General features: G+C 41.2%; 23 protein-coding genes, 1 other RNA gene and 1 pseudogene. 19 read left to right on the top strand and 6 right to left on the bottom strand.

Annotated elements, in window-relative coordinates; all coding sequences use genetic code 11:
• Window positions 1-67: 67 nt before the first annotated feature.
• The 5 genes from HMPREF9088_RS08835 (at window position 68) to HMPREF9088_RS08815 (ending at window position 5,306) form a co-directional block, all read left to right on the top strand.
• A complete protein-coding gene (locus tag HMPREF9088_RS08835) occupies window positions 68-1,747 on the top strand; it encodes a ribonuclease J (protein ID WP_040366911.1) in 1,680 nt (559 codons plus the stop codon).
• Between the two features lie 273 nt (window positions 1,748-2,020).
• Entirely contained in the window at window positions 2,021-2,704 is a 684-nt protein-coding gene (locus HMPREF9088_RS08830; RefSeq protein WP_007208871.1) for a metal-dependent hydrolase, read from the top strand.
• 2 nt (window positions 2,705-2,706) lie between these two features.
• Window positions 2,707-4,038: a DRTGG domain-containing protein gene (locus HMPREF9088_RS08825; protein WP_007208870.1), complete on the top strand. Its 1,332-nt coding sequence runs from the start codon at window positions 2,707-2,709 to the stop codon at window positions 4,036-4,038.
• 14 nt (window positions 4,039-4,052) lie between these two features.
• A complete protein-coding gene (locus HMPREF9088_RS08820) occupies window positions 4,053-5,021 on the top strand; it encodes a DHH family phosphoesterase (RefSeq protein WP_040366910.1) in 969 nt (322 codons plus the stop codon).
• A gap of 21 nt (window positions 5,022-5,042) precedes the next feature.
• Window positions 5,043-5,306, top strand: coding sequence for a hypothetical protein (locus tag HMPREF9088_RS08815; protein WP_007208868.1), 264 nt, complete (start codon window positions 5,043-5,045; stop codon window positions 5,304-5,306).
• Between the two features lie 115 nt (window positions 5,307-5,421).
• Here HMPREF9088_RS08815 and dapD read toward each other — a convergent pair whose 3' ends face one another.
• Genes dapD through dapA form a run of 3 tightly spaced genes read right to left on the bottom strand, consistent with a single transcriptional unit; the run spans window position 5,422 to window position 7,806 of the window.
• Complete coding sequence (dapD, locus tag HMPREF9088_RS08810) at window positions 5,422-6,135, bottom strand: 2,3,4,5-tetrahydropyridine-2,6-dicarboxylate N-acetyltransferase (protein ID WP_007208867.1); 714 nt, start codon at window positions 6,133-6,135, stop codon at window positions 5,422-5,424.
• 21 nt (window positions 6,136-6,156) lie between these two features.
• Window positions 6,157-6,912: a 4-hydroxy-tetrahydrodipicolinate reductase gene (dapB, locus tag HMPREF9088_RS08805; RefSeq protein ID WP_007208866.1), complete on the bottom strand. Its 756-nt coding sequence runs from the start codon at window positions 6,910-6,912 to the stop codon at window positions 6,157-6,159.
• A 12-nt stretch (window positions 6,913-6,924) separates the two neighbouring features.
• Window positions 6,925-7,806 (bottom strand): 4-hydroxy-tetrahydrodipicolinate synthase, encoded by an 882-nt coding sequence (gene dapA / locus HMPREF9088_RS08800; protein WP_007208865.1) that lies wholly within the window; start codon window positions 7,804-7,806, stop codon window positions 6,925-6,927.
• A gap of 165 nt (window positions 7,807-7,971) precedes the next feature.
• Between dapA and HMPREF9088_RS08795 the strand changes: the two genes are divergently transcribed.
• The 11 genes and pseudogenes from HMPREF9088_RS08795 (at window position 7,972) to HMPREF9088_RS08750 (ending at window position 16,724) form a co-directional block, all read left to right on the top strand.
• Window positions 7,972-9,138, top strand: a complete 1,167-nt coding sequence (locus HMPREF9088_RS08795) for a M20 metallopeptidase family protein (protein WP_040366907.1) — start codon at window positions 7,972-7,974, stop codon at window positions 9,136-9,138.
• Window positions 9,135-10,427, top strand: coding sequence for a diaminopimelate decarboxylase (lysA, locus tag HMPREF9088_RS08790; RefSeq protein WP_007208863.1), 1,293 nt, complete (start codon window positions 9,135-9,137; stop codon window positions 10,425-10,427). The genes HMPREF9088_RS08795 and lysA overlap by 4 nt, the downstream gene beginning before the upstream one ends.
• A gap of 11 nt (window positions 10,428-10,438) precedes the next feature.
• Window positions 10,439-11,257, top strand: a complete 819-nt coding sequence (gene dapF / locus HMPREF9088_RS08785) for a diaminopimelate epimerase (RefSeq protein ID WP_007208862.1) — start codon at window positions 10,439-10,441, stop codon at window positions 11,255-11,257.
• Window positions 11,258-11,337: 80 nt separating this feature from the next.
• Entirely contained in the window at window positions 11,338-12,030 is a 693-nt protein-coding gene (locus HMPREF9088_RS08780; RefSeq protein WP_007208861.1) for a zinc metallopeptidase, read from the top strand.
• An 80-nt stretch (window positions 12,031-12,110) separates the two neighbouring features.
• On the top strand, window positions 12,111-12,446 hold the full coding sequence (locus tag HMPREF9088_RS08775; RefSeq protein ID WP_007208860.1) for a hypothetical protein: 336 nt from the start codon (window positions 12,111-12,113) through the stop codon (window positions 12,444-12,446).
• A gap of 70 nt (window positions 12,447-12,516) precedes the next feature.
• On the top strand, window positions 12,517-13,032 hold the full coding sequence (tadA, locus tag HMPREF9088_RS08770; protein ID WP_040366904.1) for a tRNA adenosine(34) deaminase TadA: 516 nt from the start codon (window positions 12,517-12,519) through the stop codon (window positions 13,030-13,032).
• 26 nt (window positions 13,033-13,058) lie between these two features.
• An RNA gene (ffs, locus tag HMPREF9088_RS11490) (signal recognition particle sRNA small type) lies at window positions 13,059-13,145 on the top strand.
• Between the two features lie 105 nt (window positions 13,146-13,250).
• Window positions 13,251-14,627, top strand: coding sequence for a bifunctional metallophosphatase/5'-nucleotidase (locus HMPREF9088_RS08765; protein ID WP_007208858.1), 1,377 nt, complete (start codon window positions 13,251-13,253; stop codon window positions 14,625-14,627).
• A 66-nt stretch (window positions 14,628-14,693) separates the two neighbouring features.
• Window positions 14,694-15,316: pseudogene (locus tag HMPREF9088_RS08760) on the top strand (YutD family protein).
• Window positions 15,317-16,090 carry a TIGR01457 family HAD-type hydrolase gene (locus HMPREF9088_RS08755; RefSeq protein ID WP_007208856.1) on the top strand — a complete coding sequence of 258 codons (774 nt, stop codon included), beginning with the start codon at window positions 15,317-15,319 and terminating at the stop codon, window positions 16,088-16,090.
• Entirely contained in the window at window positions 16,083-16,724 is a 642-nt protein-coding gene (locus tag HMPREF9088_RS08750) for a TIGR01906 family membrane protein (protein WP_007208855.1), read from the top strand. Before HMPREF9088_RS08755 ends, HMPREF9088_RS08750 begins: the two co-directional genes overlap by 8 nt.
• Before the next feature lie 88 nt (window positions 16,725-16,812).
• Here HMPREF9088_RS08750 and HMPREF9088_RS08745 read toward each other — a convergent pair whose 3' ends face one another.
• Both HMPREF9088_RS08745 and HMPREF9088_RS08740 read right to left on the bottom strand, forming a co-directional pair.
• Complete coding sequence (locus tag HMPREF9088_RS08745) at window positions 16,813-17,310, bottom strand: phosphatidylglycerophosphatase A family protein (protein WP_007208854.1); 498 nt, start codon at window positions 17,308-17,310, stop codon at window positions 16,813-16,815.
• A gap of 50 nt (window positions 17,311-17,360) precedes the next feature.
• Window positions 17,361-18,335: an NAD(P)/FAD-dependent oxidoreductase gene (locus HMPREF9088_RS08740; protein WP_007208853.1), complete on the bottom strand. Its 975-nt coding sequence runs from the start codon at window positions 18,333-18,335 to the stop codon at window positions 17,361-17,363.
• A 113-nt stretch (window positions 18,336-18,448) separates the two neighbouring features.
• Here HMPREF9088_RS08740 and HMPREF9088_RS08735 point away from each other — a divergent pair, with 113 nt between their 5' ends.
• Window positions 18,449-19,036, top strand: coding sequence for a peptidylprolyl isomerase (locus HMPREF9088_RS08735; RefSeq protein WP_007208852.1), 588 nt, complete (start codon window positions 18,449-18,451; stop codon window positions 19,034-19,036).
• Between the two features lie 153 nt (window positions 19,037-19,189).
• On the opposite strand, the gene HMPREF9088_RS08730 is transcribed toward HMPREF9088_RS08735, so the two are convergent.
• Window positions 19,190-20,359: a MalY/PatB family protein gene (locus tag HMPREF9088_RS08730; RefSeq protein WP_007208851.1), complete on the bottom strand. Its 1,170-nt coding sequence runs from the start codon at window positions 20,357-20,359 to the stop codon at window positions 19,190-19,192.
• A gap of 100 nt (window positions 20,360-20,459) precedes the next feature.
• On the opposite strand from HMPREF9088_RS08730, the gene HMPREF9088_RS08725 reads away from it, so the two are divergent.
• Both HMPREF9088_RS08725 and HMPREF9088_RS08720 read left to right on the top strand, forming a co-directional pair.
• On the top strand, window positions 20,460-20,828 hold the full coding sequence (locus tag HMPREF9088_RS08725) for a CvfD/Ygs/GSP13 family RNA-binding post-transcriptional regulator (RefSeq protein ID WP_040366902.1): 369 nt from the start codon (window positions 20,460-20,462) through the stop codon (window positions 20,826-20,828).
• Between the two features lie 31 nt (window positions 20,829-20,859).
• On the top strand, window positions 20,860-21,228 hold the full coding sequence (locus HMPREF9088_RS08720; protein WP_007208849.1) for a hypothetical protein: 369 nt from the start codon (window positions 20,860-20,862) through the stop codon (window positions 21,226-21,228).
• Window positions 21,229-21,477: the final 249 nt, after the last annotated feature.

The raw sequence follows: 21,477 nt of genomic DNA, 5'->3' as shown, positions 1-21,477 counted from the left end.
AATGCTTGAGGATATCTATTTTATTAAGAATCGATAGATAAGAAAAAAGATTGAAGAGGTGAATTTTTTGGACGATATCAAACTGATTCCACTTGGTGGCGTACGAGAAAACGGAAAGAACATGTACGTGGCTGAAGTGGGAGAAGATATTTTTGTATTGGATTGCGGTTTACGCTATCCAGAGAATGAATTATTAGGAATTGATACAGTCATTCCTGATTTTTCCTATTTAGAAGAAAATGCCGAACGTGTTGCAGGTGTCTTCTTGACGCATGGACACGCAGATGCGATTGGCGCATTACCATATTTTCTAGAAAGAGTACCAGTGCCGGTCTTTGGAACCAAATTGACAGTGGAATTGGCCAAAATGATTGTTCATCGCAATGAAGCTACCAAGAAATACAAAGAATTTCATGTAATTGATGAGCACACTGAGATTGATTTTGGCACGACAACGGTCAGCTTTTTCCGGACAACACATTCAATCCCTGAATCAGTAGGGATTAGCTTAAAAACAGAAGCCGGCAATATTGTCTATACAGGTGATTTTAAGTTTGACCAAGCAGCTGTTCCAATGTATCAAACAGATTTTGCTCGTTTGGCTGAAATTGGTCGCGAAGGGGTATTGGCGTTATTGAGCACTTCTACCAATGCCGAAAATCCAGCTCAAGTCGCTTCAGAAGCAAAAATTGCCGATGAAGTCACAGATACCATCAAGTACTGGGAGGGTAGGATTATTGTCGCTTGCGTGGCAAGTAACCTCCAGCGGGTACAGCAAATTCTGGATGCGTCTGTCGTTTCAGGTCGAAAGGTTGTTTTAACAGGACAAGATTTTGGCAAAATCATCCGTACGGCGATGAAGTTAGGTAGCTTGACGTTACCAGATGAAGACTTGTTTATTACGCAGAAAGAAATGAAAAATTATGATGCCAATCAATTGCTTATTTTAGAAACCGGGCGGATGGGTGAGCCAATCAAGTCACTACAAAAAATGGCAAACGGCACACACCGCACGTTGCGGATTCAAGAAGGTGATTTAGTTTACATTACAACAACACCTACGATTGCCATGGAGACCGTAGTTGCTAAAACGGAAGATATGGTGTATCGAGCAGGTGGAAATGTAAAAAATATTTCTGACAATTTCCGCGTCTCTGGCCATGCGAATCCGAGTGATTTGCAACTGATGCTTAATTTATTAAAACCAACGTATCTTTTACCAGTGCAAGGTGAATTCCGCCAAATGGTTGCTCACGCAGACTTGGCCAAAGAAATCGGAATTGCCGAAGATCATGTATTCTTGCTTGCAAAAGGGGATGTCTTAGTTTATGCCAACGGAACGATGCAATTAGCAGGTACTGTACCTGCTGACAACATTATGATCGATGGTATCGGCGTTGGAGATATCGGAAATATCGTATTGCGTGATCGTAAAGTATTATCAGAAGATGGTATTTTCATTGCTGTAGTGACAATTAATCGTAGAGAAAAACGAATTGTGTCAAAACCACAAATTACATCTAGAGGCTTTGTTTATGTAAAAGCGAGCCGAGACTTAATTAGAGAGAGTGGCGAGATGGTAAGCGAGATTGTAGCCAAACACCTACAAGATGAAGAGTTCGAATGGGCGAAATTAAAACAAGACATTCGCGATCAATTAAGTCGATACCTTTTCGAACAAACAAAACGCAGACCGGTCATTCTACCTGTTATTATGGAAGCTAGTGGTAGAAATCGTCGTCGCTAATACAGAAGTGACTGAGACAGAGGCGCACAACAACTAGTAAAAAGACCATAAAATCCAGAAGCTGTTTCTAAACTTTGGATTTTATGGCTTTTTTTTGTCGTAGCTAATACTGTCTTACTGTATTCGGATTTAGCAATACGATCTGATTTCTGTTGCACTAGGATTTTTTTATTAAGTAACCTGTGTTTTCCAAAAACGAATTATCTGTTATAATGCTCGTATGAGACTGTTATAAAATAAACTGCAACAATTCTGAAATGGAGGGTGCTAGTGATGAAGATTACCTACCAAGGACATTCAGTTATCGAGGTAATGATGAAGGATGGTTCTGCTGTGATTATCGATCCATTTTTAACAAATAATCCCTTGACGAATAAAGCACCGAGTGATGTAAAGGCGAAGTGGGTTATAGTGACCCATGGCCATAGTGATCATTTGGGAGATACAGTGGCAATTGCAAAGCAAAATCAAGCAACTGTCATCAGTATTGTTGAAATTGCGAGGTATGTAAGCAATAAAGGTATAGCGCAAACCCATGGTCTAAATATTGGTGGTGGCTTTTTATTTCCTTTTGGGCGTGTGAGTTTGACGCCAGCGCTACATAGTTCTAGTATCCAAGAGAATGGTCAGACGATTTATTTAGGGGAGCCAACAGGTGTAGTCATTGAAGCGGATGGTAAGACAATTTACCATGCTGGTGATACAGCTGATTTTAGTGATTTGGCATTAATCGGTGAAAAGTACGACCTTGATGTTGTGTTTTTACCAATTGGTGACAACTTTACGATGGGTCCAGATGATGCAGTTATAGCTGCGGGGCGGCTACATGCAAAAAAAGTAGTACCAATTCATTACAATACATTTCCACAAATCAAACAAGATCCTACAGCATTTATTGCTCGCTTGCCAGAAGGTGTCGGCAAAGTAATGACTGTCGGTGAAACGATCGAGGTGTAAACATGGCAACAAAACACGATTTGATTTTAACCCATATTGAAAGCCTACCGGTGGGTGAACGGATTTCAGTGCGAGGAATAGCAAAAGATTTATCAGTCAGTGAAGGAACGGCTTATCGAGCGATTAAAGATGCCGAGAATATCGGTCTTGTGTCAACGATTCAGCGTGTTGGAACAATTCGTATTGAACGAAAATTAAAAAAACATATCGAAAAACTTACTTTTCGTGAAGTGGTTCAGATTACTGAAGCGGACGTATTAGGTGGCGCAAGTGGATTGGATAAAGATCTCAATCGTTTTGTGATTGGAGCGATGCAAGTCAGTGCGATGGAGCGTTATGTGACGCCGGGATCATTGATGATCGTCGGTAATCGTACCAATGCACAAAAATTAGCACTAGAGGACGGTGCGGCGGTCTTAATTACTGGTGGCTTCGATACGATCCCTGAGATTGCTGCCTTAGCCGATGAATTATCATTACCAGTCTTGAGAACGACGTATGATACTTTTACCGTAGCGACGATGATTAACCGGGCCCTAAGTGACCAATTAATCAAAAAGGATATCTTGCTCGTTAGTGATATTTATATGCCGTTAGAAAAAACTCATTATTTGACGATAAGTGATACGGTGGCTGCATACAATCGCATCGCCGAAGAAACCAAGCATTCACGTTTCCCAGTCGTCAATAAGAATATGCGCGTCGTTGGAATTATTACCGCCAAAGATATTTTGGGTAAAAACGAGACACAATCAATTGAGCGACTGATGACAAAAGAGCCAAGAATAGTCAAAAAAGAAATGAGCGTTGCCTCTGTCAGTCACCAAATGATTTGGGATGGGTTAGAAGTGATGCCGGTTGTGGCAGATGATTTGACGCTGATTGGGATTGTGACGAGACAAGATATTATGAAGGCTATGCAGTTGATTCAAAGACAACCACAAGTCTCTGATACCATTTCTGATCAAATTACGGGTCAAATTCAGATGACCACTCCACAAGCTGTCGATGGGAAACTTAGTGAGCCAGAATTTCGCTTTTTAGTTGCGCCGCAGATGGTGAATGAGATGGGGACCATCTCGTTTGGTGTGCTAAATGAAGTGGTCGCTCATGCGGCAAAACAAACAATGAAAGTCAATCAAAGAAAAAATGTGTGGATTGAACAAGTGAGTTTGCACTATTTCCGCTTAATTCAATTGGAAAGTGAATTTACATTAAAGACACGCATTTTAGAGCTAGGTAGACGGTCAGCAAAAATCGATATGGAAGTCTATATTGAGAATTCATTAGTTGCTAAGGCGATGGTGGTTTGTCAATTGATGGAACGACCTTAGAAAGAGGAAAAATTATGCAAAAGCAAGCAGAAATATTACAAGCAATCGAAGCCTATTCACGAATCATCATCCATCGCCATATGCGTCCTGATCCAGATGCGCTAGGGTCACAAGTAGGCTTAGCAGAATTACTGCGATCATCTTATCCAGAGAAAGAAATTTATCAAGTGGGTGGTCCAGTCGAAGGATTGGCTTTTCTAGCAGAGATGCAAGAGGTGAGCGATGATTTGTATCAAGGTGCTCTAGTCATTGTTACGGATACGGCCAATGCTCCTCGAGTGAGTGACAAGCGCTTTTCGTTAGGGGATAAGCTAATCAAAATTGACCACCATCCCAATGATGAGCCATATGGCGATATCGTCTGGGTGAACACCAATGCAAGTAGTTGTAGTGAAATGATTGCCTCATTCTGGCAACTATTTCCAGAACAATTAGTGATGAATGAACAGTCAGCTCGGCTACTCTATGCGGGTATCGTTGGCGATACTGGACGCTTCTTGTACCCATCTACTTCAACCGAAACGTTGTCCTTAGCAGCTAAATTAAGAACATTTGAGTTTGATGCATCCAAATTAAATCGGCAAATTTCACAAATGCCACTAAAAGTTGCACGGCTATCCGGGTATGTTTATGAACAAATTGATGCTGATGAAAACGGAGCAGCCAAAGTTATTTTCAGCAAAGAATTGATGGCGCAATATGGTGTGAGTGATTCAGAAACGGCTAGTGTGGTTTCCTTACCTGGCAATATCGAAGAAATTTTGGCGTGGGCGATCTTTGTGCAACAACCTGACGGGTCCTATCGCGTGCGTCTGCGTTCAAAAGGACCAGTTATTAACGAATTGGCAAAAAAACATTATGGTGGTGGTCATCCACTAGCAAGTGGAGCCAATGCGACTGATTTAGCTGAGGTCCAAGAGATTTATCAAGAAATTCAAGCATTGTGTCAACAGTATATGGCAGAAAATGGGAAGATGCTATAGTCAAAAAATGGAGGCGAGCGTATGAATAGGTTAGCCAATTATTTAACGAAGTATGTCCAAAATTATCCTGATTTATCCAAATCAGAGAAGCTATTAATCAATCAGACAGTTGAAAAATTAGCGACTAGTCAGTCTGAAGATCAAGAATTAGTCGTGCTCATTCAGTCTTTACGGAGGTTCTCGCTTGAAAGTGAGTTAACACAGGCGGGCAAAAAGCTATTGGCCCGCCTACAAAGAAAGCAATGGTTAGTTGGTATTGTTAATGTCTTACCATTTGGAAAGTAAAGTCATATAGCAAGATGCTGAGCCAAACTAGCTAAAAAAGACCAAAAAACCAGAAGTTATTTCTCAAACTTTTGGTTTTTTGGTCTTTTGCTAATTTTTGGCTCAGCTGTGTATGCTACTTGCGTAAATCATCTAGAAATTCTGTTTTAGAGATGGTTTTTTCGTCCTTCATTTTAATGACTTTGGCTGGAGAGCCCGCTACGACCGCACCGGCAGGAACATCTTGAGTCACCACAGATCCAGCTGCGACGACTGCGCCTTCACCTACCCGTACACCTTCTAATACCACAGCGTTGGCACCAATTAAGACGTGATCTTCAATAATCACTGGTGTCGCTGAAGGTGGTTCGAGAACGCCAGCTAACACGGCGCCTGCGCCGATGTGAGCCTTTTTACCGACTGTCGCACGAGCGCCTAGAATCGCGCCCATATCAATCATGCTTTCTTCGCCGACCACAGCACCAATGTTAATCACAGCACCCATCATAACGACAGCATTCTTGCCGATGACTGCTTGGTCACGAATAAATGAGCCTGGTTCGATTCGGGCATCAACTGTCGTTAAATCTAGTAAAGGGACTGCTGAGTTACGACGGTCATTTTCGACATAGATATCTTTGATTGCAGCTTTGTTTTTTTCAAGGAAAGCTTGGATTGGTTCAGCATCTCCAACAGCAAAGTAAAAAGAGTTGCTTCCAAATAAGTGGATGTCGGTAGCTTTAACGTCAGCCAAGTCGCCAGAAATATAAGCTTTGACTGGGGTTTGCTTCGTTGCGTTTTTAATAAATTTTGCTAGTTCATATGGATCTGTAAATTGTAAGTCAGACATGGAGTCACCTCTTCGTTTAAATTAGTGGGCTAATAGGTCATTCATTGAGTAAAGCCCAGGTTTTTGCTTAACCAAAAATGCCGCGGCCTTTAAGGCACCATTGGCAAAAATATCGCGTGACAGTGCGGTATGCTTTAATTCAATGAGTTCATCTTGGCCGGCAAACAATACGGTATGCTCACCGGGAATGGTACCACCGCGGACGGCGTGGATTCCCATTTGGCTACGTAAGTTTTCATTGTGATTGCCTTGGCGACCGAAGACATATTCTTTTTTTGTTTGGCAAACATCATTGATACTATCTGCCAATAAAAGTGCCGTCCCACTTGGAGCGTCTTTCTTTTGATTGTGATGCTTTTCAATCATTTCGATATCAAAGTCCGCTTCAAGACTTGGGGTAATCTTTTGAAGGGCTTGAATTAATACATTGATACCTAAAGACATATTTGCCGAAAAAAAGACAGGAATCGTCTGCGAGACGCTCTCCATTTTTTTTAGCGTTTCTTCAGGTAAGCCGGTCGTAGCGACGACAATCGGTAGGGCGGAAGCCTGTGCATCATCTAGCAAAGCAGGAACGTTTTCAAAATAAGAAAAATCAATCACTACGTCTGCTGATTCCTTCACATCTGCTAATGTGTGACAAATTGGAAAAGTTGCAGAGGTATCTACTTGGCGATCGATACCAGCGACAATCTCATAAGCAGAATTTTCTGTTGCCAGTTGCGTGATGACTTTACCCATTCGTCCTTGAGCACCACTTAAAATGATTTTTGTCATAAAGTTTTCCTCCTATAACAAACCAAATGCGGTCATCTCTTTTTTCAGACGGTCGACTGTGGCGTCTTCTGGTACTCCTAGTGGCAAGCGGTAATGCAACTCGCATTTGCCTAATAAAGAGACAGCAGCTTTGATTGGCACAGGATTTACCTCGGCGAAGATCGCATCAATCAATGGTTTTTGTGTTAGTTGCATGTCTTTTGCTTTTTTCAAGTCACCTTGAAGATAATCGTGCACCATTTGTGAGGTTTGCTTAGGAGCAATATTGCCGATTGTTGAGATAACTCCAAGACCACCGACTGATAATAAAGGAAGGACTTGATCGTCATTACCAGAATAAAGAGCGAAGTCTTCATCAACTAAGCGGGCGATTTCAACGATTTGTGAGATGTCACCGCTAGCTTCTTTGATGCCTTTAATATTTGGTATTTTTTTCAATTCGGCAACAGTTTCCGCTGTTAAATTCATGCCCGTTCTTGAAGAAACAGAATACAGTAGGACAGGTAAATCGACACTTTCGCAAATTGCACGATAATGTGCAATCAAACTAGTCTTCGTTGCTTTATTATAATAAGGAGTAACGACTAATAAGGCATCGGCTCCTACGCGTTGGGCTTCTTTTGATAAATGAATCCCATGTTCGGTATTGTTTGAACCAGTCCCACCGATGACAGGCACGCGACCTGCCGATTTTTTTACGACTGCTTCAATAACAGCGATATGTTCTTCATCAACTAAGGTTGAGGCTTCACCAGTTGTCCCACATGCGACAATTGCATCGATGCCTGACTGAATTTGCCATTCTACTAATTCATCCAGCTTTTCATAGTCCACCGTTCCGTCTTGTTTCATTGGGGTAATTAATGCAACTGCAGCGCCTTCAAAAATTGCCATTTTTTACACATCCTCTCGTACACATCTATTTTTTTCTGAATTAAATAAAAAATCCAATTCACTATAGATTATTGGAATTATATACTATAATATTAGAAAATATCAATGATTATCCGAGAAAATGGCGAGAATATCATGAGGAAAAAGAAAAAAAGGAATGATTTGATGGAAATAAGTTCAGCCGTAAATGATTTGTTAACAGAGGTTGTCGCAGATCGACGGGCGTTACACCAGATACCTGAATTAGGGCTACAAGAAAAAGAGACAAGTGCCTACATAAAAAAAAGACTAGCAGACTTCGGGGTAACGGAGGTCTATGATTTATTAGATACAGCAGTCGTAGCAGTCTACCGCGGAGAAAAAGAGGGCAAGACACTTGCTTTTCGCACTGACATCGATGCATTACCTGTAATGGAAGAGACGGGTGTTGAGTTTGCGTCTAAACACCCTGGCAAGATGCATGCATGTGGTCACGATGGGCACATGGCGACTATGCTAGGCTTCGCTCAATATCTATCCTTGCATCCTGAAGAAATTATCGGCACTATCGTCTTACTCTTTCAGCCGGCTGAAGAAGGACCAGGTGGCGCACAATTATTGATTGACGATGGCTTTTTGACAAAATTTCAAATCGATCAAATCATCGGACTTCATGTATTTCCTGAATTTGATGAAGGAATCATTGCCTGTAAGTCGCATGCCATGATGGCTAGAAATGGCGAAATCTACCTAACCGTTAAAGGTATTAGCTCACATGGCGCGCAGCCACAGCAAGGAGCTGATGCGATCCTAGCAGCCTCAGCTATTATTCAAGGCTTGCATGCGATCGTCTCACGAAACATCAGCCCCATGGAGTCTGCAGTTTTAACATTTGGCAAAATAACGGGTGGCGAAGCGATGAATATCATTCCTGGTATGGTAAAAATTGAGGGCACCATGCGGGCGTTTTCTGATGATGTATACGATACCATGACAGAGCGTGTCCAATGTGTGGCGACCGAAATTGCCAAAGGATATGGCTGTGAATGTGTGGTTGAATTTAATCATATGTATCGCGTCGTTGACAACGACCCAAGTATGGTCGACGCCTTAAAGAAAATTGCTAAGACATCCTATGTCCAAACGCCGCCTTATATGTTGGCAGAGGATTTTTCGATGTACCAAAAGGAAATTCCCGGGTTGTTTTTCTTTGTAGGAATCCGCAATGAGAGCAAAGGATACGTAGCACCGTTGCATAGTGGCAAGATGAATTTTGACGAAACGTATCTATTAGGCGGTATTGAATGCTACCGTCAATTAATTGCAGAATTAAATAAAGGGGAATCAGTATGAGCGAAGTAAAAAATCATCTTTTGTGGGATGGCTGCGACACAGTCGAATTAGCGAAAACATATGGCACGCCACTCTATGTTTTTTCAGAGTCGATGATTGAGCAAGCTTGCCGAGAATTACAAAGAGACTTTATCCAAAAATATGAACGCGTACGAGTCGCCTATGCCTCTAAAGCATTTAATGTTCTAGCGATGCTAAAGTTAGTTGAAAAAGAAGGCCTGTGCTTGGATGTGGTCAGCGGTGGCGAATTATACACGGCGATTGCCGCTGACTTTGAACCTGAAAAAATTGAATTTAATGGCAATAATAAATCAGTTGCGGAGCTAGAAGAAGCATTGGATTATGGAGTCGGTCGCTTTATCATTGATAGCATGCAAGAGTTGGACTTAATTCAACACATCTGTCGTGAAAAAAAACAAACGGCAAAGGTGCTCTTTCGAATTACACCTGAAATTACGGTCCAAACGCATCGTTACATTTCCACGGGCCAAAAAGATTCAAAGTTTGGGATACCTTTGGACGAGAAGGTGTTGTTTCCATTAATCAAGCAAGCAATCGATGCGCCGGAAATTGATTTTTACGGCATTCATTTTCATATTGGGAGTCAACTAGCAGATAACCAGACCCACCTAGCAGCGGCGAATGTGGCACTAAACCTAGTCAAACAAATCAAAGAGCGCTTTGACTATGAGGTGAAGGAGTTGAACTATGGTGGAGGCTTTGGCGTACGCTATACAAAAGCAGATGTTCGTCAACCCTATGCATATTTCTTAGACCCATTGATGGAGGCGACGATTACTTTTTGTGAAGAGCATCAACTCTATCGGCCGACCATTGTGATTGAGCCAGGTCGAAGCATTGTCGCTGAAGCAGGCATTACGCTTCATACAATTGGTAGTATCAAGCAACTGCCAGGTATCCGGACCTATGCTTCAATCGATGGCGGTATGACTGACAACATCCGACCAGGACTGTATCAGGCACAATACGAAGTGGCCATCGCAAATAAGCAAACCGACCAAGACCTTGAGCCGGTTACAATCTCTGGCAAAATCTGTGAAAGCACGGATATCTTAGTCAAAGATGCGCTCTTGCCAAAAGTTGCGACAGGGGATATTCTCGCTACCTATACGACTGGCGCATATGGCTACTCAATGGCGAGTAACTATAATAAAATTGCCATTCCTGCAGTTATTTTTGTCAAAGAAGGTCGAGCGGAAGAAGTCGTTAAACGCCAATCATACCAACAAATGATCCAAAATGAAGTGATACCAACTCATTTACGTTAGGAGCGACGATTATGAAAATTCCGTTTTATAAAATGCAAGGTGCCGGTAATGATTTTATCGTGATTGATAACCAAAAATTACACTTATCTAATGAGCAATTGGTGGCATTGACGAAAAAAATCTGCCAAAGACGTCTGTCTGTCGGCTCAGATGCATTGATGGTCGTCGATGTACCACAAAATACGGGCGATGTACGCATGATTTTCTTTAATGCTGACGGAACAGAAGCCGAAATGTGTGGCAATGGCGCACGCTGTCTAGCACGCTATGCATACGAAAATGACCTAGCTAGCGACAAGATGTTGATTGAGACAGTGGCAGGTGATGTGCCGGCATGGCGGCTAGATGAGCGGACGTATAAAGTCCAATTAAATGAACCCACCGTGGAACAATTTGATTTACCTTATGAGAATATTTCAGTAGATTATATTGAATTAGGTAATCCTGGGTTGCCTCATCTCGTTGTCCGGTGTGATGCGTTAGCGACAGAGCCATTGGCATCCTTTGAGTCATTTGCTAGAGAATTGCGTTATTGGGACTATCTACCAAAAGGCGCCAATGTGAATCTCTATGCGGTTGACGATCAAGGACAGATTGTTTTACGGACATTTGAGCGAGGCGTCGAGGGCTTTACCTACGCCTGTGGGACTGGCGCTGGGGCAACGGCGTACTCGTTAGTGAAAAAAGGCATTGTGCCGTCCACGACCGTCTCACTTCAGACTCTTGGTGGTGTATTGCAAGTTCAAGTTCAAAAAGATCAATTGTTCTTGATTGGCGATACCAATATTGTCGTTGAAGGATCGATCGTCGATGAAGATGTAACTATTTAAATTTTTTTGAACAAGCAAACAGAAGTGTTCCTTTATCGTTAAGCATGGTAAAATAAAAGAAATGATAGGAGGACGAAAAAATGATATTTGGCTTAGATAATGGTTTCACCCTTTTATTAGTCGTCGTTGGTATGGCACTTTCTCTTGCTGCCTCAGCGTTTGTCAAAAGTACCTATAGCAAATACGACAAAATTCAAAGTAAAAAGCGAGTCACCGGTACCCAAGCGGCACAGTATATTTTGAAAAATCAAGACATTCATAATGTCGGAGTACAAGAGATTGCTGGTGATTTGACAGACAATTATAATTCAGGGACGAAAATTTTAAGTCTGTCACAATCGACAGCTCAGTCGACATCCGTCGCTGCTATCGGCGTCGCAGCGCATGAATGTGGTCATGCCGTGCAAGATGCTGTGGGCTATGCACCGCTTAGAATCCGAGCAGCGATTGTCCCCGTTGCCAACCTAGGATCGGCGATATCAATGCCGTTAATCTTGATTGGTTTATTCTTAAGAGGATCGTTTTTAGTCAATCTCGGAATTCTTGCTTTTTCAATGGCGTTTGTTTTCCAAGTGGTGACGTTACCAGTCGAATTTAATGCGTCACGACGCGCGTTAGCAATTTTAGGAGAAGGCGGCTTATTGACTGAAGAAGAATTACCCATGGCGCGAAAAGTCCTAACTGCAGCAGCATTAACATATGTTGCCGCTGCGATTACGACCTTGTTGCAGCTATTACGACTAATCGTGATAGCAAACAATCGTCGTAATTAGGCACCCGTGTAAACAATCATTTCAGTAAACAAAATTACTGCCCCGTGGTATCATAAAGTTAGAAGAAGGAGTGGATAACTATGAAAACTTCAACAAAATTATCAATTGGTGTAGGTGTGATAGCAGTAACAGGAATTGTAACAGCAGCCGTCGTTTCGGACAAAGTACTAACGAAAGTACGCTATGCAAGTAATCGTTGGAAAATTAAAAAATTCGTTTCTGATAAGTTTGATGGAAATGAAACACTATTAGGGGTTGTTGATAATTTGAGCGACAAAGATATTAACAACGTTATGAATGTAGTCAAAAAAGTTAAAAAAGGCAAAAAACAAGTGTCAGTTTATGGAAACAACGTCAAAGAAACGACAGAGACTGTCAAAGAAAAATTACAAGATTTAGTAACGAGTGTATTTTAAAAAGTAAAAGACTGTTGCAAGCAATGTGACAGTCTTTTTTTGTGAAGGAAACGAATCAAAGGGGAAAAATGTGGAGAAAACGAGTACATTAACAAAGGAAGAGAAAGCATATTTTATGTGCGCGGCCATTGGTGAGGCAAAAAAAGCCCAAGCAATCGCTGAGGTACCAATCGGGGCAGTGGTCGTACTTGAAGGGGAAATCATCGGCCGCGGTCATAATTTACGGGAAACAACGCAAGATGCGACGATGCATGCTGAGATGATCGCGATTAGAGAAGCCTGCGCGAAGGTAGGAAGCTGGCGCTTAGAGGACAGTCAGTTATTTGTTACACTTGAGCCATGCCCAATGTGTGGAGGTGCTGCGATGCTTTCGCGAGTAGAAGAAATATACTTTGGTGCTTATGATCCCAAAGGTGGTGCAACGGGCAGCTTGCTAAATTTAGCGACAGATGAACGCTTTAATCATTGGAGTTACGTAGAAGCAGGGATTTTACAGGCGGAATGTAGCGACTTGTTGCGGACCTTCTTTAAAGAATTGCGACAAAAGAAAAAGTTCGCCTCAAAAAAGACTAGCTTACCTGAATAAAATAAGGTATACTAATGAGTGCCGAAAGGCTAGGACAATGAGGACCTTGTGAATGGTGTCAGGTCTGGAAGGAAGCAGCACTAAGCAGGCGTCTTCATGTGTCTGATACATAACGGAAGTCAAAGTAGATGAGTGTTCATTTACTTTGACTTTTTTTTGACAAAAAAGCTGAGCTATGCCAAACTTTGACTAATACTAGTAGAAGGTGATCTGACCAAGTGGGCAAAAAATTACGGATTATTCACACCAATGACTTGCACTCTCATTTTGAAAATTGGCCACGCGTCAAGCGATTCGTCAAGCAAAGGCAAGTAGCAGATGGTGAAGAATGTGTATTGACAGTTGATTTAGGAGATTTCATGGATCGTTGGCATCCTTTGACCGAAGCTACCAACGGCCAAGCCAACATTGAAGAGCTGAATACCTTGCACTATGACGCCATCACGATCGGCAACAATGAAGGCATTGGCAATGGGAAAGAGTGTTTGAATCATTTGTTTGATTATGCCAATTTTGATGTTGTACTTGCGAATTTATTTGATAAAACAACTTTATTGCGACCAAAGTGGGCGCAACCTTACAAGATAATGACTTTGAATAATGGACTGACGATAGCGATGATCGGAATGACCGCACCATTTCCGCTAACTTATGCTCCAAATGGCTGGGACGTTCGCGATCCGTTGGAATTATTGCCAGAGTTTGTAAATGAATTACGGCCGCAAGTGGATGTCCTGATCTTGCTTAGTCACTTAGGGATTCAAGCTGACTATACAATTGCGGATGAGTTTCCTCAATTTGACGTGATTATCGGTTCGCACACGCACCATCTGTTTCCAAATGGCGAAAAACGAAATAGCGTGCAACTAGCAGCAGCAGGGAAGTTTGGCCGCTATGTCGGTGAAGTCGAGCTTCATTGTAACGATACCCACATTACTAGCGCTGCTCGGACTTTTTCTATCGAAGAGATGTTGGCTTATCCAGAAGATGAGCAACAAATTACAAAATGGGCACTAAAAGGACATGAGCAATTAGCGAAATTGACGGTCGGCTATTTGCCTTATCCATTGACCAATGACCCACAACTATATGAACACTCCTTGATTGAGGAGGCCTTGGATGCCGTGCGTAAGCGAGGAGCGACTGATAGTGCTATCTTGAACTCAGGCTTATTTTTAGAATCATTACCAGTTGGGCGAATCAGTCAAGATCAGGTGCATAGTATCTTGCCACATCCGATGCATTTGATTCGCGTACGGTTGCAAGGCAAAGACCTGATTCGCATGATACTTGAAATGGAAAAAAATCGCTTGTTTTTGTCACATTATCAAATGGTGGGTATGGGCTTTAGAGGAAAAATTTTTGGCCAAATTCGTTATCTGGGTATTAGCTATGATGCGACCAATCACCAAGTGTATTGGCAAGGGAAGCCAGTCGATGAACAGCAAAACTATTCATTTACAACAGTGGATCACTTTATGTTTATCCCTTTCTTCCCAACGATTGAAATCGCAGGTGACGTGACGTTTTTATTTCCTGAGTTTATTCGTACAGTCGTCGGTAATGATTTGCAAAAGAAATTCCCATTAACGTAAAAAGAACGAAAGAAGATACTGCCGAAATGAAAGAAAATCGGTATAATAGAACAAGGTGGTGAAAAAATGGCCAATGAAGAAAATTTAACAGCTGAACTGACAGCGGTATTAGAAGAAATCGTGGAAGAAACCAGTATAGGTAATAAAAATAAAGGACTGGCTTTCGAGCAATTATCAGAGTCTGAATTTTTAATTGATGGTAGACAGTATCGGTTGGTAAGAGATTATCGCGAGGGCTTTGATGCACAAAGGCTGGTCGACCGCTATAGCGAAGTACTTGCCCGCTATGATTACATTGTAGGTGATTGGGGCTATGAGCAGCTACGATTAAAAGGATTTTTTGGGACAGATAATAAAAAAGTATTGCCTGACCAACGGATCGATGCCTTAGAAGATTATTTATATGAGTTTTGCAATTTTGGCTGTTCCTACTTTGTGATTGAACGCATTGGTGGCAAAAAAGAAAAAACACAGATGAAAAAGAACAAGCGACGCACATCGACTACCAAAAAGGTCAAAGACCAAGCGCATATAGCAGAGAAAAAAGCGCCAGTTAACACGCGACCTGATAAGAAAAAAATGAAAATTCGGCAAACAAACGAGCAAAAGAAAGAGACACCGACGAAAAAAAAACAACCCGTACGACGAAAAAAGAATTTACGATTCGGAAAAGAAATGAAGGCGAATAGATGAATTATAAGGGGTATTTGATTGATTTAGATGGCACCATTTATTTAGGAAAAGAGCCGATTCCAGCTGGCAAACGCTTCATTGAACGCTTGCAACATGCGCAAATTCCTTTTTTATTTGTGACCAATAATACGACCAAGCGTCCAGCTGTTGTAGCCAATCGTTTAGCCACGGAGTTTGATATTCATGTTGCACCAGAGACGGTCTACACGGCGACGTTGGCGACGATTGATTACATGAATGACAAGCAATTAGCCAAAACGGTCTATGTCATTGGCGAAGCCGGACTGATTGAACCAATTCTAGAAGCAGGCTATATATGGGATGAAGTGAATCCAGCTTATGTCGTCGTGGGCTTAGATTCCAATGTGACGTATGAACAATTTGCATTAGCGACACTGGCGATAAAAAGAGGTGCCCATTTCATTGGTACCAATCCAGATAAAAATATTCCGACTGAACGAGGGCTATTACCAGGCGCCGGTGCATTACTATCATTCTTAGCAACAGCAACGCAAGTGGACCCTGTCTGCATTGGCAAGCCAGAAGCCATTATTATGGAAAAAGCATTAGCGCATCTCGGCTGTTCCAAAGAAGAAGCGGTAATGGTTGGTGACAACTATGAGACAGATATTACTGCGGGGATAAAAAATGGCATTGATTCGCTATTGGTCCTATCAGGGTTTACCCCGAAAGAAGCCGTCCCTACCTTACCAATTGCACCGACTTATGTTATTGACTCATTAGATGATTGGGTAGTCGCCGATGAATAAATCTACTTGGTGGTTTTGGAGCGGACTAGCTTGTTTGATGCTTTTTCTACTGACGCTGGCTATTACATTGACCATCAATAGCATGTGGCTGTATCGTTTTTCAATCGATCAGTTGGCAATTTTAGATTGGACTACTTTATCAAAAGCAGAGTTGATGACTTCGTATCATCAACTTTTGGCATATTTGAATTTCCCTTGGGTGAAGACCTTGCAATTAGCTGACTTCCCAATGTCGGCATCGGGACTCAGCCATTTTGTAGATGTAAAAAAATTATTTTTACTAAATTATGCAGTGGGGCTTATAACGGTGATTCCAGCTGCGGTATTTTTGTATCAAAACCATAAACGTCAGCAAGAGTGGCGACTCATTCGTCCGTTCCAGACTGCAAGTATCATTCCAATCGTTTTCGCGCTTATGATGGCGATGGGCTTTGATCGTTTTTTTGTGACATTTCATGAATTATTTTTTAGTAATGCTGATTGGCAATTCGATCCAGTGACCGATCCGATTATTAATATCTTGCCAGAGCAGTTTTTCTTGTATTGTTTTGTGCTCTTCTTCGTTTTATTGGAAATGTTCTTTCTTGGCAGTCTTTTCTATGCAAAACGAATGTTTAAGCATCGGGTTAAGTAAAGTGAGAGACTGGGACAAAATTAGCTAAAAACAAAAGACCATCCAATCCAAAAGTTCGTTTTCAAACTTCTGGATTAGATGGCCTTTTTTAAATTGCGGCATTTGGATGTTGATGGGCGATGCGACTAGCTGCTGCAGCCGCCATGGCACCGACGATATCATCTAAAAATGTATGAACTTGCGGACCTTCATGTGAATTAAGCATCGCTAGAATACCCGGTTTTACTTTATCGATGTAGCCATAGTTAGTGAAGCCAATCGATCCGTAGACATTCACAATTGATAAGGCCATAATTTCATCGATGCCATAAAGACCTTCATCTTTGGCAACAATATCTTGTAACGGCGTAAGCAATTTATTTTGTTCTGCTAAAACGTCTAGTTGAATACCAGTTAGGATGGTATTTTGGACTTCTCGTTTTTTTAAGACAGCCTCGACGCTTTCCATACATTCTTCTAGAGTAAGCTCTGGAATGTATTTTTCTTGTAAAAAATAAACCAATTTCGCTATTTCAATTACTGGTACACCACGTTCTTCAAGTAGTGCACGGGCTTTTTTTTCTAAAGTGCTTTGTTCAACAGTCAACTAAGTCAATCCTTTCCGTCAAAAAATAAGTTGGTTTGAAGCATTTGCTCTTACTGAAAGAGACTCGTGCTATGCATCGGCTGGGTTCGATTTTTGGGATCGATGAAATGCAAGGCATTGTTTACTGCAGTAGGAGCTTCACCAAAGCCAGTCGCAATGAGTTTTACTTTGCCCTCATAATGTGCGATATCGCCACATGCATAAACGCCCGGAAGAGATGTTTGCATGTCAGACTGGACCATGATCCCTTGGCGTGTACTATTGACGCCCCATTTTTTCAAATCGAGCGAAGAACGAAAGCCATAGTTTACAATCAATGAATCCACTGCTAACTCGACTTGTTCTTCTCCCACAGCTTCTTGCAAGACAATCGTATCTAATTGTCCCTCGCCTTGCAAGCGATGAATGACATAAGGGGTCAATACAGAAATTGATGAATTGTGCAGTTTAGTAACACTATGTTCATGGGCGCGAAATTCCGGTCGACGGTGTATCAAATAAACTTCTTCAGCAATAGGTTCAATCATTAAAGCCCAATCAATCGCCGAATCGCCACCACCTGCTATTGCAACTTTTTTGCCAGCATATTTCATTAAGTCGGGCACATAATAATCAATACCAGCATTTTCATAAGACTCAGCATTCTCAACAGCTAGTTTTCTAGGCTGAAACGAGCCATTACCTAGAGCTAAAATAACTGCTTTCGAGTAATGTGTTGTTTTATTGGTCGTAATTTCAATGATGTCCTCTTCTTTATTGAGGGAGATTACTTGCTCTTGTAAACAATACGTTTGATGGAATGTTCGCAATTGATTTTCTAAGTTTTGAACGAGTTCACCTGCTTTTATTTTTGGAAAACCAGGGATATCGTAAATATATTTTTCAGGATATAACGTAGCTAATTGACCACCTAGTTGCGGTAAGGTATCAATCATTTTTGTTTTGGCATTGCGCATACCGGCATAGAATGCAGCAAACATTCCCACTGGACCAGCACCAATGATAGTCAAGTCAAAGACTTCCATTTGACATACTCCTCTCGTTTGACAATAAGACGATTATAGCAGAGAAATTGGTGCGTGGCATTTTTGATGTTTTCTGATATGATAGTAACAGATGAATCAAGGAGGAGAAGCAATTGGCACAATTTCCACAATTAACTGCAAATGAACAAACAACACCAACAGCAACAATCAAGACAAACATGGGAGACATTACCGTAAAATTATTCCCAGAGTTCGCACCAAAAACCGTAAAAAACTTTATCGAACTAGCAAAAAAAGGCTACTATGATAATGTGATTTTCCACCGTGTTATTCCGGATTTTATGATCCAAGGGGGCGACCCAACCGGTACTGGTATGGGCGGCGAAAGCATCTACGGCGAAAAATTCGAAGATGAATTTTCTCCAGAATTATTTAACGTTCGTGGCGCATTATCAATGGCCAATGCTGGACCAAATACAAATGGTAGCCAGTTCTTTATCGTCAATAACAAAAATGTCCCAGCGAACATGATGACGCAAATGGAAGAAGCAGGCTATCCTAAAGAAGTAGTAGAAGCGTATCGCGAAGGCGGAACACCTTGGCTTGATTTCCGTCATACTGTTTTCGGACATGTTGTTAATGGTATGGATATTGTAGATACCATCGCCCAAGTACAAAGGGGACCACAAGATCGTCCAGTCCACGACGTAGTAATCGAAGCCATCGAAATAAACGAGTAAGCCAAAGAGGCTGAGAAAGAGTTATTCAGTCATAAGTAAAAAGAGCCCGAAATCCGGAATTGTTTCTCAAACTTTTGGATTTTGGGTTCTTTTTATTGTCGTAGCTTTCTTGCTTTGTAATAAGACAAAATGATATTTGTCGCTTCGTATAAACTACTCTTTAAATGCGTTGGTCAAACGAGTGAGACCTTCTTTTAAAATCTCTTCTTGACAGGCAATGTTCAGCCGGATGTGCTGACGACCATGGGGGCCGAAAGTATAGCCGTAGTTCAAGACGACACCTGCCTTTTCGATTAATATGTCTTGCAATTGTGAATCCGATAGCTCAAAAGCTGAAAAGTCCAGCCACATTAAATAGGTGCCTTGCGGAATCATCACCTCTACTTGTGGGAGGTGTTCTTTAAAATGGTCGCGCACGATTTGTACTTGATGCGCTAAAAATGGCAATAAGTCATCCAACCACTCTGCACCCTCGCGATAGGCTGCTTCCGTCGCGATATACCCGAATGTATTAATTTCATCGAAGCGCCATTCATGTTGAAGTGCGAGCATCGTTTTTCGTAGCTCTTTGTTTTTTATGAAGATCATCGAATTTTTAATACTTGCTAGATTGAATGTTTTAGTCGGCGCTGCAAGGACAATTGAAAAGTCGGCAAACGAAGGATCCACCGTTTGGAAGGAATGGAAAGTGTACGATGGCAAAATTAAGTCTTGGTGGATTTCATCGCTAACAATCAGAACACCATATTGTTTACACAAGAGGCCGATTTTTTGTAATTCTGCTCTTGTCCAGACTCTTCCCCCGGGATTATGCGGATTACATAGTATGAACAGCTTTATTGTGTGTGTTTGCATCTTCTTTTCTAAATCATCAAAATCAAATTCGAATTGACCATTCATTTTTAGTAAAGGACTGCGGACAAGTGTCCGCTTTGCATCTTTTACAGTGGCAGAAAAAGGTGGATAGACAGGATCGTTCACCAATATTGCATCACCGACGGAAGAATAGGCATGGATGGCTGCAGCGATACTTGGAACAACGCCACTATTAAATAGAGTCTCTTCTTTTGTTAATTCATAGTTATGACGATTCTTTTGCCAATTAATAATTGATTCATACAGACTATCCGGAGCGAAAGAATACCCATAGATTCCTTGAGAGACAAATTCTGCCAGTGCTTCTTGGACAGCGAGAGGTGCCTTGAAGTCCATATCAGCAATCCATAAAGGCAATAAGTCTTTTTTCTGATATGTTTTTTCGATACTGTCCCATTTGATACTGTTTGTTCCACGCCGTTGTATTGCTTCATTGAAGTTCACCATTTATCCAACCACCCTCATGAGGAATGCCCTCGCTATTTTTTTGCTTAGATTTTTTTGCTTAGATACAGTATAATATAAACCAATGAAAGAAGGGGGAAATATGACATATAAGATAGGACAAGTAATTGAGGGCACAATTACCGGTATACAGCCATACGGTGCCTTTGTTTCATTAGATGCAAATACACAAGGACTGATCCATGTTTCCGAAATTCAATCAGGTTATACTAAAAATATTCATGAGCTACTTAAAGTAGGGCAAAAAGTAACAGTTCAAGTCATTGATATTGATGCATTTTCAAAAAAAATTAGTCTATCACGACGAACGTTGACACACACATATACTCCAATATCTAATCGACGAAAAAAATACTTCACAAACAAAAATAAAAAGATTGGTTTTCAATCAATAGAAGAAGCATTGCCGGTATGGATTGAAGAGGCTTTAGTTTTTTTGGAAGAAGCGTAGCAATATCATAGAATTGTAGCGGGGTGGGCAAATGATTAAGAAAAAATGGATAGCTGGAATAGTTATGTTGACACAACTCGATGGCACAAAATTATTTTTAATTAAGCAAGAACAGGGCAAAATGCATTTAGTATCAACACCGGGCAGTGCAGAAAAAACTGGATTAGCCAGTATTTTAGAAGTATTAAAAGAAGAAGCAAACATAGAAATTTCACGCTTAAAACTATTAGAGTTAACCAATGGTGTGATTGCAGGAACAAATGTCCCACTGTTTGTTTTCGAACTTGATGAGCAAGTAGACGTGCCAAATCAACTGCCGGAAGGCTATCTGTGGCAGTCATTCGGACAAATGCAAAAGGTCATCCAAAAGTTTGAAATTGAAGGAATGCCTTATTTTTAAAAAAGAATGAAAAAGTGTTGACGACTGCCGATATCGATGGTAATATAACGAAGTTGACTTGTTACAAGATAGTTAAATACTGATAAAACAGTTTTTAAATTAAAAAAACATGTTGACAAATAACATTGCATTTGATAAGATGATCAAGTCGCTAACAAAGGATAACAACTGAGATTTAAAAAATAAAAATTAGTTGTTGACATCACGTTGAAACGATGGTATGATGTAAAAGTTGTCACAGCACAAGAT

The organism is Enterococcus italicus DSM 15952 (assembly GCF_000185365.1).
GTDB lineage: Bacteria > Bacillota > Bacilli > Lactobacillales > Enterococcaceae > Enterococcus_G > Enterococcus_G italicus.
Note: the sequence above shows the minus strand (reverse complement) of the source record. Positions and strands in the feature narration are given on the sequence as shown.